Annotated in this window: 8 protein-coding genes; 5 read left to right on the top strand and 3 right to left on the bottom strand. The window is 44.7% G+C overall.

From position 1 onward, the window contains the following. Nucleotides 1–15: 15 nt before the first annotated feature. The gene (locus IT291_05595; protein MCC6220700.1) at nt 16–636 is read right to left on the bottom strand and encodes a hypothetical protein; all 621 of its coding nucleotides are present in this window, start codon (nt 634–636) and stop codon (nt 16–18) included. Beyond that, nucleotides 617–1,384: a nucleotidyl transferase AbiEii/AbiGii toxin family protein gene (locus IT291_05590; protein MCC6220699.1), complete on the bottom strand. Its 768-nt coding sequence runs from the start codon at nt 1,382–1,384 to the stop codon at nt 617–619. Before IT291_05590 ends, IT291_05595 begins: the two co-directional genes overlap by 20 nt. Before the next feature lie 180 nt (nt 1,385–1,564). Between IT291_05590 and IT291_05585 the strand changes: the two genes are divergently transcribed. From IT291_05585 to IT291_05565, 5 genes are all read left to right on the top strand, one after another. After that, nucleotides 1,565–2,701, top strand: coding sequence for an ATP-binding protein (locus tag IT291_05585; GenBank protein MCC6220698.1), 1,137 nt, complete (start codon nt 1,565–1,567; stop codon nt 2,699–2,701). Between the two features lie 126 nt (nt 2,702–2,827). Then, nucleotides 2,828–5,413: a hypothetical protein gene (locus IT291_05580; protein MCC6220697.1), complete on the top strand. Its 2,586-nt coding sequence runs from the start codon at nt 2,828–2,830 to the stop codon at nt 5,411–5,413. After that, nucleotides 5,410–10,392, top strand: a complete 4,983-nt coding sequence (locus tag IT291_05575; GenBank protein MCC6220696.1) for a VWA domain-containing protein — start codon at nt 5,410–5,412, stop codon at nt 10,390–10,392. Before IT291_05580 ends, IT291_05575 begins: the two co-directional genes overlap by 4 nt. Nucleotides 10,393–10,820: 428 nt before the next feature. Continuing rightward, nucleotides 10,821–12,356, top strand: coding sequence for a hypothetical protein (locus IT291_05570; GenBank protein ID MCC6220695.1), 1,536 nt, complete (start codon nt 10,821–10,823; stop codon nt 12,354–12,356). Nucleotides 12,357–12,398: 42 nt separating this feature from the next. Next, on the top strand, nt 12,399–13,949 hold the full coding sequence (locus IT291_05565; GenBank protein MCC6220694.1) for a hypothetical protein: 1,551 nt from the start codon (nt 12,399–12,401) through the stop codon (nt 13,947–13,949). A gap of 101 nt (nt 13,950–14,050) precedes the next feature. Here IT291_05565 and IT291_05560 read toward each other — a convergent pair. Continuing rightward, the coding region (locus IT291_05560; protein ID MCC6220693.1) for a sigma-70 family RNA polymerase sigma factor at nt 14,051–14,451 on the bottom strand (401 nt) is incomplete at its 5' end.

Below are 14,451 nucleotides of genomic sequence, written 5' to 3'. Positions count from 1 at the left end.
CGCGTCTAGCGCGTGTTATGCCTGAATCACAATCTTCATTAATTCCTCAAACCGTCGCATGACTGCCGCGCGCCTTGGGCGTGATGGAATTTCTTCAATTATTTCCCTTGCTTTCCTTCGGGAAAACGAACTCGGTAGCTCAACTTCTGGCAGTGATCGAAATGATCGAGAGCGCCCAAGCGAAAGATAGAGATAATCTATCAGTGCCTTTTCGGGCGTCGCCATTTTAATCATAGATTTTCCAAGTAGTTCAAAACCAAAAAAAAACTCTGGCGCAACGTGGTGTATAGAAAACTCGCCAATCCGGTTTTTATAACGCTTAGTTCTAGCAAGCGAGACTGCATATACAACTGCAGGAATCTGAGAAACTATCCCATGATGATATAGGGCGGATTGAAGAGAGATATAAGCAGGAGATGGATTAGTAAGTGCTTCAGGAATGGCAAATGGATCAATACTTGCCCCGATAAGCCAACGTCCGCGACCTAGGCGAATAACTCGTCCTGCTTGCTCGAGTCTGCTTAGGATATTGCTTGCATAGACAGTCGAGATATCAAGAAATGCAGCGACATCTCGCGTTGCCATGCATGGATAACCAAATTTGCTAAGTTTCGTGTCAGCTTGAAGCAGATTCATCGAAAGCCTCTCTTATAAAACCTAGCACTTTTGAAACCATGCTGTTCCATTCTTGTTCAGTGCCATATAGACTCTGATACTCGGGCATTAAATACGCGACAACTTGTCCCTGGTAATCGTCGAAGCTTAACCTAAGTGCATTCTCGCATGCTCTATTAATATCAGAGGCACTTAGTGCGTATTTTCCGAGATCGAGCTTGTCGTGGATTAGGAAAGAGAGATCGAATATGTCTCTAGCTTGAGTTTGCGCTCTTCCAATAAGAGCGCCTATCTTTTGCCGCACCGCCCATATTCGTGGGTAATGATAGCAAGAAATAGGATAGAGTTTGTATTTGACTAGAATTTCTTGATCAACAGGCTCCATAACTGCGCCTTCAAGTCCATCTCGCCTGGAGAATTCAATTTTTGTTGGTAGTTTGCGATCTTGGTCTTCGATGCTCAACATAATCTTCCAGCGTTGCGTGGTGTTAGTCTGTTTCGGCTCTGATGTCTGGGAGATCTCAATCCTCGCTGCACGAAGGGTGTCGATAAATGCCTTGCTCTTAAAAATATTGCGCACATTGCCCCGAAGCGTTTCTAGGGAGATTTTATAGACGTCAAAATCAATATCTTCAGAGAAACGAATGCTCTTAAAATAAAATCTAAGATTAACCCCGCCCTTTAGGGCGAAGAGATCCTGAGCAATTCGCCTCGATAGCTGTCCCAAGAAAATAAGGTGAAAGTGCTCAATTGTCTCGTAAAAGTTCATCTTTTAATAATACCGATAGTTTGCAATATTGTAAACTATCGGTATTTATGTTTAAGCCCGCGCTTTTGGTTGCGAAGTTCGCAAATTTATACGTAGTTCTAGTGTAGTAAGCACTTGTGTTGATAAATCACATCTTAGTTGTTAATTATCATGATATTTAACAACATAGTTGTGGATTCTATGCATAGTCGGTTACTTAACCTAGCGGAATTATTATCTAAGCGCTCGCATTTTTTATTCGGTCCCCGCGCCACCGGAAAAACCACTTTAGTAGAACAAACCCTGAAAGATGCCTTAGTTATCGACTTGCTCCACGCGCGAACTTTTTCCACCTTGGTAAGAGATCCAAGCGTGTTAGCGGAGCTCATTACTAGTGATCGGCAAATTGTGGTTATAGACGAAGTTCAGAAGTTACCCATTATTCTCGACGAGGTGCAGAGGCTCATTCAAAAGAGAAATATCACTTTTTTGCTAACTGGCTCTAGCGCGCGCAAACTAAAGCACGGCGGTGCTAATCTACTTGCTGGTCGAGCCAGGGAAGCAAAACTTTTTCCTTTGGTTTCAGCGGAGATAGAAAACTTTGATCTTTTAAGACTTATAAATCATGGCGGCATTCCGCAGATTTACGACAGCTCTGCGCCGGATGAGGATCTTGCGGCGTATGTAGATACCTACCTAAGAGAAGAAATTAAAGCAGAGGCAGTAACGCGCAATATCACTGCTTTTGTTGAATTTTTGGACGCCTGTGCCCTTGCCAATGGCCAGGAGATAAATTACGAATCCTTTGCCGCTGACTTACAAGTAAGCCCCAGCACATTAAAAAATTACTTTTCGATTCTCGAAGATACTTTAATTGGTTTTCGCCTGCCGGGCTTTACCAAGACTGCTAAAAGAAAATCCATTTCTCGGGCAAAACACTTCTTATTTGATCTCGGAGTTATGCGCCACTTAGCAAAAATTGATAAGGTAGAAATGGGTAGCAAACTTTTTGGCGATGCCTTCGAGCATTTTATAATCCTTGAGGTGCGAAGTTATCTAGCTTATTCTCGCAAGAATTTAGCCTTACACTACTGGCGCTCGACATCACAGTTTGAGGTAGGCCTTTTGGTTGGAGACTCCGTTGCTATTGAAGTCAAAGCCACCCCCAACCCCTCGCCAAAACATTTAAAAGGCCTCCGCGCCCTAAAAGAGGAAGGGATTTTAAAAAAATATATTCTCGTATGCACCTGCACGCAAAGGCGCAATACTGAAGACAAAATTGAAATTCTTCCTTGGAAGGAGTTTTTAGAATACCTCTGGGGAGGCGAGTTAATCTAGTTATTTCAATATCGACATACCTTCGGTAATCTTTTTGTTTTGGGCAATAATTGTAGACAGCTCGTCTAAGCCGAGAGTATTATTGGCGAAACGCTTAAACGCTTCCAGCCAATAAGGATTTCACCTATGAATCAGCGCAATAGAACTAATCTAAATTCTTACTTGAACGCTTTATGCTTTTTTGTAGTTATTGCTTTTTTTGTAGGTGTTAGAGATGGCGTTTCTGCTGAAATTAGCAGCGAGTGCCTTAGTTTGGCTGGCCCTAGTGTCGGTATAGAAAATATCGATGCCAAAAAGGCAATTTCTGCTTGTGGAGCGGCTTTAAGTGCTAAGCCTTCAGACGGAGAACTTGCATTTGCTTTGGGACGCGCATTGGAAAAGGGCGGAAGAATCGACGATGCGCGCAGTTTATATACGTGGGCAGTGGATTTGGGCTTCTCTAAAGCATTGGATGCTTTAGAGAAGATTGAAAAAAAGGAAATAAAATTCGTAGAAGGCGAAAAAGAACGGAATGTCTTTGCGGCTAAACTAGATGATCTTTCACACCTGGGGACAAAAATAGCGCGATCCGTTAAACGCGATAACTTTGATTACCTTTCCGTAATAGCTCAGTCCGACATGCAGCCCGAATCGCTACTAAGATGGGTGAGAGAAAACACTCGACTTATCCCGTATCAGGGCATGCTGCGCGGTTCCGATGGGGTGTTGATGGATAGATGCGGAAATAGCCTGGATAGAGCACTACTTCTGGGGGAGCTCATTACAAGAATAGGTCAATCGGTAAGAGTGGCTCATAAGATCTTAGACAAAGAGGCATTGGAAAAACTTAAGAAAAGTTTTCTGGAGACAAAGCGAGCGACAAGCAATGTTGCAAATGAAGTTGATAAAGAGGGACTATCGCGGTTAATGCAAGAAGGTTTTATTTTTAGCAAGGAACAGATAGATAGTGCCATTGATAAGTCGCTGTTGGAAACTAAGCGCCTTCAAAGTGAAGTTGCGGAGATGTTTATGCTAATTAATCCAGCAGTGCTAGATATTCTTAAGGATAGCGTTTCCGCTAAGGAGTTCGACGCTGAAATTGAAAACGGATTAAGGGACTACTATTGGATTGAACTTAGAGGGCTTAATGGCTGGGAGCCATTATTCTTAGATGAAGGAATAGTTGCTGCTAAAGGCGAAACATCTGAAACCTTTTCGCTTGATAGCGTGCCTTATGCCTTAAACCACTCCGTGACACTTCGCCTTTTTGTCGAAACGCTACAAGATGGCAAATCTTCTGAGCAAAAAGTATTGGAAAAAAAATTTCTAGCACGAGAATTTAGCGGCAAACCTCTAGCTCTTGGCCATGTCTTGCTTCCCCAACCAGATATTATGCAGATACTTAAAGCCGAAGAACCCGAACGAGCTCTCCGCGAGGCAGTTTCTAAAGCCTGGGTCGTTATCCCAAAACTTTTTGTTGGAAGCGAATCTCATGAAGATCAATTATTCGCCACAGATGGCCGAGTTCTCCCGTCTAATTTGCAATCCCTTGCAGAACTAGGCGTAGCAGGCAGTATAAATGTGGCGAAAGTTTTGGAAAAGTTTGGTACACTGCTCGATGATGGAAGGAGCGAGAACAAAACAAATCACAGAGAGAAAGCCGAGGTGATAGCAGAGTGGCTAGAAATTGAAATTTTTTCGCCCGGTCGACCTGTTAAAGTAGAAAGGCGAGCAATTTTCGATCTCCTTGGCCCAGCGGAGAGGAGCGGGCAAGCAATTAAAGTTGCCATAGACTCTAGCTCAATAGAAAGGCGAGCATTGGCCTTGGGAGGCAGCATAGACATTTACATCTACGGAGCAACCCCACATCGGGATTGGCTGACGGCAAGAGCTAGTGAGGCCGTCGCGAGCGCGCTAGGAGCCACTGCCCGAAATGTGCGAAAGAACGAAAATGTGAATAACATGATAGCGAATGCCCAAAATGAGCGCTTTCAGCTTGCACTTTGGGGGCATGCGCAATATCGCTCGTCTTCCGGAATGTTGCCACAAGCTGCACCCGTTATGCCGAACGTGAGCCTTTTCTGGCAAATGCTGACTTCGGACACAAATGGAACTACTCGCGCTAGATCTGCAATTGATCTCCTTAGTAATGCTGCTATTGTTGACGGCAGTATTCGCAATCGCATTTCACAGGGTATTTTAGATACCGCAGTGGAGCAAGCTTTGGTTTCAAGCGATGTGCCGGAAAGTGGCAACGCGGCAATGCTTTTTTTTCAGGATCTAAAAGCCAAGAAAGAGTGGAAATTGATAAAAGAACCTTCTAGCGTTGATAGCCTCGGTTTATCTGAGAATATAAGATTTAGAATAAAAAATGCGCTCAGTGAAGGGTTCCTCATAATTGCGCCGCAAAGTCCTACGGAACTTCCAGGCGGAGCGCAGCAGGAGGCATATTGGCGCGTAGATCCAAAGACAGGAGATATTTTGGGAATTTCTAGCAATGGCTTGGGCGGAGCTATGGCCGAATACTTAACTACACATCAAATCGCATTTATTGCGCTATGTAGTGCGTTTTCCATTGGATGTATGGCTTCCGATGGCGCAACAATCACTTCTGGAATTCTTCTGACTACGTGTTTAGCTAAGGTCCCAGCAACTAAACTAGGGGTGGCCTTTGGTCTCTTGTTTTCGGCCTTTCTGGACATGGTAATGAGTGCTGCAACGCCAGGTCTATGATAGCAGTTAGCCATAAAACTCTAGCAAGAGCGCTTTTGTGGGTTACGTGCATCGCAGCGGTTTTATTACTATCCTTTTTGCCTGTGCGTCTAACGCTTGCAGTCGATAATACTTGTCTTGCCGTAGACGGGGAAAATAGCAGTTTTGAGGATGCAGTTCCACTGCAGGGCCAATTTTGTAGGACTGGAAGCATTTTAAAGAGCGAGGAAAGAATTTTTTTTCGACTTCAGCTAGCCTCCTCGTCAGCGCAAAGTTATTGGAGTTTTCAGTTGCAGGCTCTACCGGGGCAGGCGGGAAGGCTTGAGATATTTTTTGTTCCACCCGATAAGTCGGCTAGCGATGTCGCTAGATCGTCATCTTTATTTTCTGCTGATACGAGTTCAGCAACCGGCATTCTGAATACGGAGCCATTAATTTTAGGTTCTGGATATTTCATTATTGCCATAAGCGGTTCTGGAGACGGTATTACGTATAAACTGCGCGGGCAGCAGGTTCGTGCTTTGCCAGCGGAATGGAAAAAAGTGGATGCCGTTAGACAGGATAGTTTTTCGCTCTCGTCAGTTCTGCCGCAGGGTTCAATCGAAATTCCTTGGGAAGTAAGTGATTCTCAAATCTTATGGGAACTCGTGCTGCAAAGTCGACCGGGTGCAAGAGTTTCTTTGGCGCTAGTCGGAGCAAATGGCGAGGAGATTGCACGAGCGAAACAAGCCGCGGATGATTTTGGCGTAACTAGGCTGGCAGATCTAGGCCTTGAAAGCAATAAATACAAAGTTGTCGTGCAGGGAGAGACAGATGTTTCGATAGCTCTTGAGGCAAGAGCTATATCGACTCATGGCGGTATGGAGTTTTCGAGAGAGCCGGACAGTTCGGAGCGAGAAGCCCATCAGCTAACGCCTAGGATTAGGCGTTCGGGAAGGCTAGTAAAACGCGACTGGTATGGCGATTCGGATTACTATTTCTTCGATGTAGATGAGGCATTGTCAAAGAAAGAAACAGAAATACTACTTCGTTCGCCGAGTAAAGACTCAATCGCTCTTCAACTACTCGATAAAGAGGGACGCGTGATGTCATCTGCTAAGGGTTTTTACGAAATAAAGCTATCGAAGTTGGTTCTTCAGCCTGGGCGCTATTATGTTAATGTTACTGGGGAATTAGGATTAGACGAAACTTATGTATTGGGAGTTTTTGATAATCCTGCCGCGTCGGCTTCGTCGGAGCGAGAGCCCAACGACAGATATGAACTCGCAATGCCGATAGATTCTACTGGGCCGATCAGCGGTTCGTTATCAGAAAATGACACTAGGGACTTATTTAAGGTGAAGATCGATAACGGCTTAGAACTCTGGGATTTTGAAGTGTTTGGAAGTAGTGTTAGTAATTTAAGTCTAATCGACTCCTCGGGTAAAACAATAGTGCAAGGTTCTTCGCGAAAGGGCGCTTCAGTAATAAAACTTCCTCGCGTGCTAGTTCCTCAAGGATGGCGAACTGTAGCTATAGACGGAAAACAGGGAGATTGGATTTTTAGGGCAAAAAAAATTGGTTTACCTAATGCGGGAGAGGAGCTAGAGCCAAACAATGAAATAGCTCGTGCTGTTCACGTTAGAGAAGGAATATCAATAAAAGGCTGGCTAGACTACGGTGGCGACATAGATTATCACACTTTTTTTCTGCCGGCCCCAAGCAGAGTGCGCATCGCGCTCGATTCGCCTGTTGATTTTCCAGTTGTATCGCAATTGGAGTGGGGTCAAGCCGCTGAGGTCGTAGCTGAATTTATCAACACGGAAGTATCTGGAGAAACTCAGCATATTATCTGGGAGGGCTTGCTCGAGCCTGGAGATTACTATCTAAAACTTAGGCTAAGTAATAGCCAGGATTTTACGACATATCCATATGCCCTGCGAGTGGATGCTTTGCCCTTTTTTGTAAATGAGCAAACTTCTGTACAGCAACCTGGGTTTAGCGCAGAACTTAAGTTTAATGCAAAAGAGGTCGCGCCATTTTTAGCAGATGCGCAGGTAATAGAGGGGGTGCTTGCGATTAAGTCTCTTGCTTCGTCGCAGAGTGTCATAAAGCCAAAGGCATGGATTGCCGATGAAAGATGGACTTTGAAGGGGTTGCCAGCCGATATTAAACTCGAGCCAGAAGGCGAAGTTAAATTGCCACTTGCACTTTTGGTTTCTCCAGATGCTCGCGACGATTGGCCTATGAGAGTAGAGATTAACCTTCAAAGTGATTCGGAGAAGAGTGAGAGTGTACGCGTTTCAGACATTATAAAAGTAGTTGCTACAGCAAAGCGAGCCAAGCGGTTTTTAACGCCGGCTATCCCAAAAAAATTGAGTGGCGGGATTAATGTAGCGTGGTCGGTTTTAGGGGCGACTGCGGAGCAAAAGTACGTTTGTCTCATCGACGGCATCGTGGATGGAAAGTCAGTTAGTCTTCCTATTGGCGAGCCCGTCGTAGTGTCGCTTGCTGGCACTGATGTGAGGCCGATTGTTGGCGCATTATTTGAACCAGCACCTCTAGCGCCTTTTAGAGCACGTATAAAGAATTTTAAACTTGAAATATCAATAGATGGCAAAAATTATACGGAGGTGCTTGGCGAAAAACTTTCTCCGATTTTTCGAGAGCAGGGATTTGTTTTTAAGCAGCCCATTGAGGCTAGATTTGTTCGCCTTACAGCTTTGGATAATTATGGGAAGGAAAATTCTAATACTGCCGAACTGTCGGAGCTAAAAATTATTCAGGATCCTTCTTTGCCTTTTGATAAGGCGGTTAAGTTTAACATTGCCTCGCCATCAGTTGGAGGGCATGTAGTCTATGCAAGCGGTGAGCCAGAGAGCAATTTAACTGGCGACAGTGGCAATTGGAACAAGAAACCAATAGCGTTTCCTGCAAAACGAGAGCAGCCTATAAAAATCGTGCTGGGTTTTATGGCTTCGCGCAGTCCTCAAATTGCGGAGATTACCTGGGAAGCAGAAAATTCATGGGGATCGTCGAGTGCGAATTTAGAGTTTGATGTGAGTTACAGTATCGATGGGCCATTTGGTCCATGGGCAAAGCTTGGACGATGGAAGGTGGCAGAGAGTAACAATGGAGTAAGCACATTCACGTTAGGCGAGCCACTTAGAGCAAGTAACCTGTTAATTGAAGTGCTTGCACCTTTAGGCAAGCGAGTAGTTTTGGCGGGACGTCTCGGAGTATGGGAGCAGTTTGTAGATTCGAGCTATCGCTCAATCCTGGGGGAATGGGGAAGCGATATTAAGCAAATGGTGTCTGAATATGGGCGGCAATCTAGCGATGTTGGAAACGTCGGCAATGGACTTGGGTTAACTCGAGAAAATGCTATTAAGCTCGAGCAGGGTAAGAGCGTCAATGGGATTGTAAGAATTAATGAAGCCGAAAACTGGTATAGCATTGAGCTGCCAGAAAAGGCTCAGGCGGTAACCTTTGAAGTCAAGGGAAAACCAGTAGCTGAGGTAGCCATCGATTTGTTGGATAGTAACGGCCAAGGTGTAGCAGTAGAAGCGGATCCCGATAATCCTGACGCTTATGTTGCAAAAGTTCGCCCGGGTAATTATTTTGTCCGCGTAAGTCAACCAAGGCGATCGGTTGTAGTTACTTGGGATACTAGTGGTAGTGTAACTGGCTTTGAGAGGGGAATTCAAAGAGTAGTCGAGCGCCTGGTTTGGGATATAGAACCAGAGCTTGAGGCCATTAACTTAATTCCTTTCCAGGGAGAGCGAGCGAGTTCAATCTTAAGAGATTGGACTAGCAATCCCGCCGATGTCTATGAGGCTCTTGCAGATTATGCTTGGAAAGACGACTCTAGCAATGCCGAGGGTTCTCTCCTTGCTAGCAGTTTGGAATTAACAAATCGACAGGGGATTCATGCCATAGCTGTTATAACCGATGCGGCCTCTGATGGAGCTAGTCTGAATGCGAAATTGTGGAATGAATTTGCAGCGGCTAGACCGAGAATCTTTGCGCTAAAAATTCTAACAGGAGATGGACTCGAAAGAACTAGGGCGCAGGTAAACTTGATGCAGGATTGGGCTGCGTTAAATGGAGGCTTTTATAGCACTTTTTCTTCTCAAGGCGAGGCAGATGTGCAGTTTAGACGCATGGCTGCTAGATTGCGCCAACCTTCTAATTACTCGCTTAACTTTAAAGTGCGAACAGAGCCACTCCCGCCTGGAGAGCTAGTTCTTAAAGCCTCCGCAGGCGCCGAGGTTAGAGGTGCAAGTCCAGTTGTAGAATTTCTAATTGATGCTTCGGGGAGCATGCTTCAAATGATAGGTAGAGAGAGAAGGATTGATATCGCTAAGAGTTTAATCGCCGAGCTTGCGGCATCTTTGCCTTCTAAAAAAACTAAGGTGGCGCTGCGCGCTTTTGGTCACGGTGGGCGCGGCTTGTGTTCTACTGAGCTAATGTTACCGCTAAGCGAAGCGGAGCCAGCAAGAATTCGCAATGTTGCTTCTAAACTGCGCGCGGTAGATGGTGCAAAAACGGCCATTGCTCAGTCTTTGCATGCTGTCGCGGATGATTTAGCAGGGGGGGCTGGTGGGGAAGGTTTGGTGGTTCTCATAACAGATGGTGAAGAAACGTGTGGTGGAGATCCGCGTGCTGAAATTTTAGATTTAAAGCGAAAAGGATTTAATGTGCGCGTAAACATTGTTGGGTTTGCAGTCGATTCGGATAGAATTCGTCGCGATTTTGCCGAGTGGGCTAATCTGGGTGGTGGTGAGTATTTCCATGCTGAGGATCGTGCTTCGCTTGCAAAAGCTATCAATAAGTCGCTTCTTGCAAGTTTTGAGATAGTGGGCGCTGATGGAACACTTGCTGGCCGCACCACTATTGGCGCAGATCCGCTAAAAATTCCGCCTGGCAGTTATGGTGTTTACATGGCTGGAAATAGAGATAGGGTTTTAAAGGAAATAGAAATATTTTCTGGAAAGCGCCTAAGTGTTGAGATTGAATGAAAGCGGCTTAATTGCTTTGAAAGGACTTGCTTCTCGGCTACAATGCACGCCAAGAACAAATTGCGTAGTATACCGTTTCCAAAAAGTAAAAAGTAAGTTAAATATTTTACTTTTTGGAAACGGTATTTGTTGTTTATTGGCAAGTGCTTACGCACTTGCTGTTCATACCATTTACAAAAAGGATTTTTGTAAATGGTATAAATGGAATCTTAGCTATTAATAGCAATCAGTAACATTCTTGTGTTTACTGGCACTTTCTGCTTGGTATGTTTCTTGCTTTGCTCTCACACAAGGATTCTCACCAAGTAATAGGCCTGCGGTGAAGATGTTACCGTAAAAATTAGTAATGGATATAGCATGATAGTAGCGTGAGAATGCTAGCGAAAATGACCTAGGGCTGGAGGTGCTTTTTTTTGAGAGGAACAATTATGTCAGAGATGTTTGCGGCGGTTAGTCGTTTATTTTTAGGTATGCTCTTTTGCAGCACGCTTGTATGCGAGGCGTATGGGCAAAGTGCACTGACTTCGGATAATGGATGGAAGAATATGTTTGCTGTTTGTTGGCATAATAGTCCTCCGGAACATATCAAATATGCAAGACAAATGGGTTACGACTATATTGGATTAAATAACTACATGACAGTGGCTCAGGTCGATGGGTTGGGCAACAAGAGCGGCCTAAGATTTTACATGGTAGATCCTCAATACAACAAAGAGTTTGTATTTAAGGGGTTTAACGACATGATTTCTAACAGGACATTTACGCAAGCTGAAAAAGATTTTTACAATGGTTATATGGCGTGGAAGAGCACAGAGGCTTTTCCCAACAATTTAGCGTCTGGCCATTTCTGGAGTTCAGGTACATTTCACGCGATGTGGGACTTCCAGCAGCAGAGGGTGGTGGATATGGTTGTAGAGGGCATCATTGCTGGTGGCAAAGGTTTGGAGGATAGTGCTGCTGACTTTAGATTTGCTGGCGTTATGTTTGATGTTCCAAGACTATACGGTGATTTCCATTATTGGAAGAGTGACGGAAGCGTTCCCTTTACAAGAATGTCTAACTGGACTGGGTCAGATTCCGCTTTATTGCACAGTGGTATCACTCATGCCTATCCCACCTATCAGGATGGGTTTGCCGCATTCTTTAAAAAATTAAGCACAAGAATGAAGCAGGAGTTTCCAAATGCTAAATGGATCCTTGAGCCGGGTAAGATTTATAACACAGAGTGGCTCCATGCGGATGGATGGGTTGAGGAAATTGTACTGAGGTCAGACAAGAATCTGTTGGTGCCTGACTTTTTGTCGCAGGAGCACGGAGGTACCCAGTTCATCGATGACGGTAGGATATTTTCTGCGGGGCTAAACATTACGAAGGATATGGTTGGGTCAACTACTCCACTGGATTACGGCAGGAGTGAGTTAGGACAAAGAACCATGGCTGCTAAGGCTGCTATAAATGGTGCTTGGTTAAATTGGTTCGGACGAATGGGCAAGATGAGTGCTGAGTTTACCGATAAGATTGAAAATGTAGCGCCACGTCTTAAGCTCATTCGCGTCATTCCTAATTGGGATAACCTGAGAGGAGTGTCGTTGACGAGCCGCAGCTGGAATGGGAGTGTCTACCAGAGCCCTACGAGCTATGCTGACGCAAATGTCATCTATTCGCGGCACTGGAAAACTGGAAAGTTGTTTGTGGTATTTAATAACCACAGCGGAGTTGTTCGACTTAAGACGGGGGAGGCTGTTCAAGCTGTTCGTCGCGTGGATAGCTATTTTGTTGAGACTGTGGATGGCATGTCTGACGTGCTGATCTCAGGAGGCACAATAAGTCTAAAGAGTTCAGTGCCTATCCCAATAGATAGCCAAAGCAATTCTTCAGCGGGTGTTGGTTACATTGTAACAATTTCTACCGCTGCAGATACCATAGCGCCTGCGTCGCCTACGGGATTAAAAGTTATTCAGTAGGTTGCTTGAGGCCGGCGACGAGTATTTGTTGGGAGACTTAAGGTGATGCGAAAAGATGTCATTTCGAGGGTGTGCCACGCGTTAGTGTGCTTATGTTTAGTGGCGTTGTGCTCTTTGCTTTTTTTGCCGAGTGCGCTAGCGCAAGATACAGCTGGTTGGAAAAATTTTTTTGCTGTTTGCTGGCAAGATTCTCCTACTGTTCACATAAAATATGCCAAACAGATGGGGTATGATTATATTGGACTAAATGGTGCTGCTATTCCTAGTGATTTAAGTTGGATTACCGCCAGGGCGGGACTTAAGTATTATCTCGTGAGCCCTCATAATAACAAACAAAATGTCTTTAAGGGTTATAAGCAGGTAATTTATGTAGACAAAACCAACTATACGCAGGCTGAAAAAGATTTCTACAATTCTTATCTTGCATGGAAAAGTACCGACCAATTTCCAAACAATCTGGCAACAGGGTGGTTTGATAGCTCCACCGGATTTTATGGAATGTGGGATTTTCAACAACAAAGAGTTATTGATCATGTTGTAGACAACATACTTATTACTGCCCGTAGTTTCGAAAATAAAAGCATAGGTTTCACTTTTGGCGGTGTTATGTTTGATGTGCCAAGGCTTTGGGGCGATTTTCATCGCATTACTGGTGGTTATACAGATCTTATACAGTGGACAGGAAAAAATTCGTCTCTGTTACACAGCGGCGTTAGCCATCAATACGCCACATACCCTGAAGGCTTGGTTGCGTTTTTTAAAACATTAAAAACGAAGATGAAACAAGAATTTCCGAATGCGAAGTGGATTATTGAACCAGCAAAACTTTACAATGTCGATTGGCCCCACGCTGATGGTTGGATTGAGGAAGTAAAATTAAGAGCTGATAAAAATGAATTAACCCCCGATTTCTTGAGCCAGGAACACTGGGGCACCCAATTTGTAGACGATAGCAACAACTTTAATTCGGGAATGAACATTGCGAAAGACATGGTTGGTTCGACTCATCCGCTTGACTATAATGACAGCGACTCGGGCAATCGGACTGTCGCCGCCAAGGCAGCCATCAATGGCGCGTGGTACAATTGGTTTGGTCGGATGGGAGTGCTGCCTGTTACCAAGTATGCCGACGGCGACAGCATTGCAAACGTTGCTCCGCGTCTTAAATTAATCCGCGTTTTGCCGAACTGGGACAATCTAAGCAATGTTCCTCTGTTGAGCCGTTCGTGGGACGGGAAGATATACAAAAGTACGAGAAGTTACGCTGATCCCAACGTCATCTATTCTCGTCATTGGAAAACAGGAAAATTATTTGCGGTATTTAATACACACAGTGGCGTTGTAAAGCTTAACGCTGGAGAAACGATAGCAAGCATAAAGCGCATTAACGAGTATTTTGAAGAGGCTACGGATGGAAGCAGTGATCTTGCGATTTCCGGCAGTGAAATAAGACTTAAGAGCACTGTTAATATCCCAAATTATACAAGAAATGGCGTAGCTAGCGGTGTAAAAGGAGTAGGATATATTATCACACTAGGTGGTGGCGACAGAACAGCTCCTGCAGCTCCTACTGGATTAAGAGTTATGCAGTAGGCAGAGCGAAGCCGTTTTAAGTAATTACTAGCGTTGACTTGCCAGAGAGTGTTTTTCTTCCATAGTTACTCTACTGCGATACCTAGTAAAGTAAGCTCTTTCTAAAATGCTCGCTTGAGGTAACCTTTTAATCGCAGCAAGGCTCTCGAACGGATTTGAGAGGTGCGGGATTCTGTGACGCCAATTATTTCGCCGATTTCTTTCAGGTTGAGCTCTTCGTAGAAATATAGAGTAATAACTAATCTTTCCTTTTCGGGGAGGCGGTCTAGGGCGCGCGCTATTATTTCGACTTTTTCGGAATCTAGGAGATTTCCCAGAGGATCGGAACCAGCACTTGCAAGCCACTCATCAGCTTGAAAGCGCTCTTCGCCATGACCAAAACCGAGCTCTTCAAAACTTAACATTACTACGCTACTTACTTCGCTTAACATCTTTTGAAGCAACTCAATATCGACGCCTAACTCAGTTGCTACCTCATCATCAGTAGCAGGCCGCCCATGCG

It is taken from the genome of Deltaproteobacteria bacterium, assembly GCA_020845775.1.
GTDB lineage: Bacteria > Bdellovibrionota_C > UBA2361 > SZUA-149 > JADLFC01 > JADLFC01.
The sequence above is the reverse complement of the archived record's forward strand: the minus strand, read 5'-3'. Positions and strand labels throughout refer to the sequence as shown.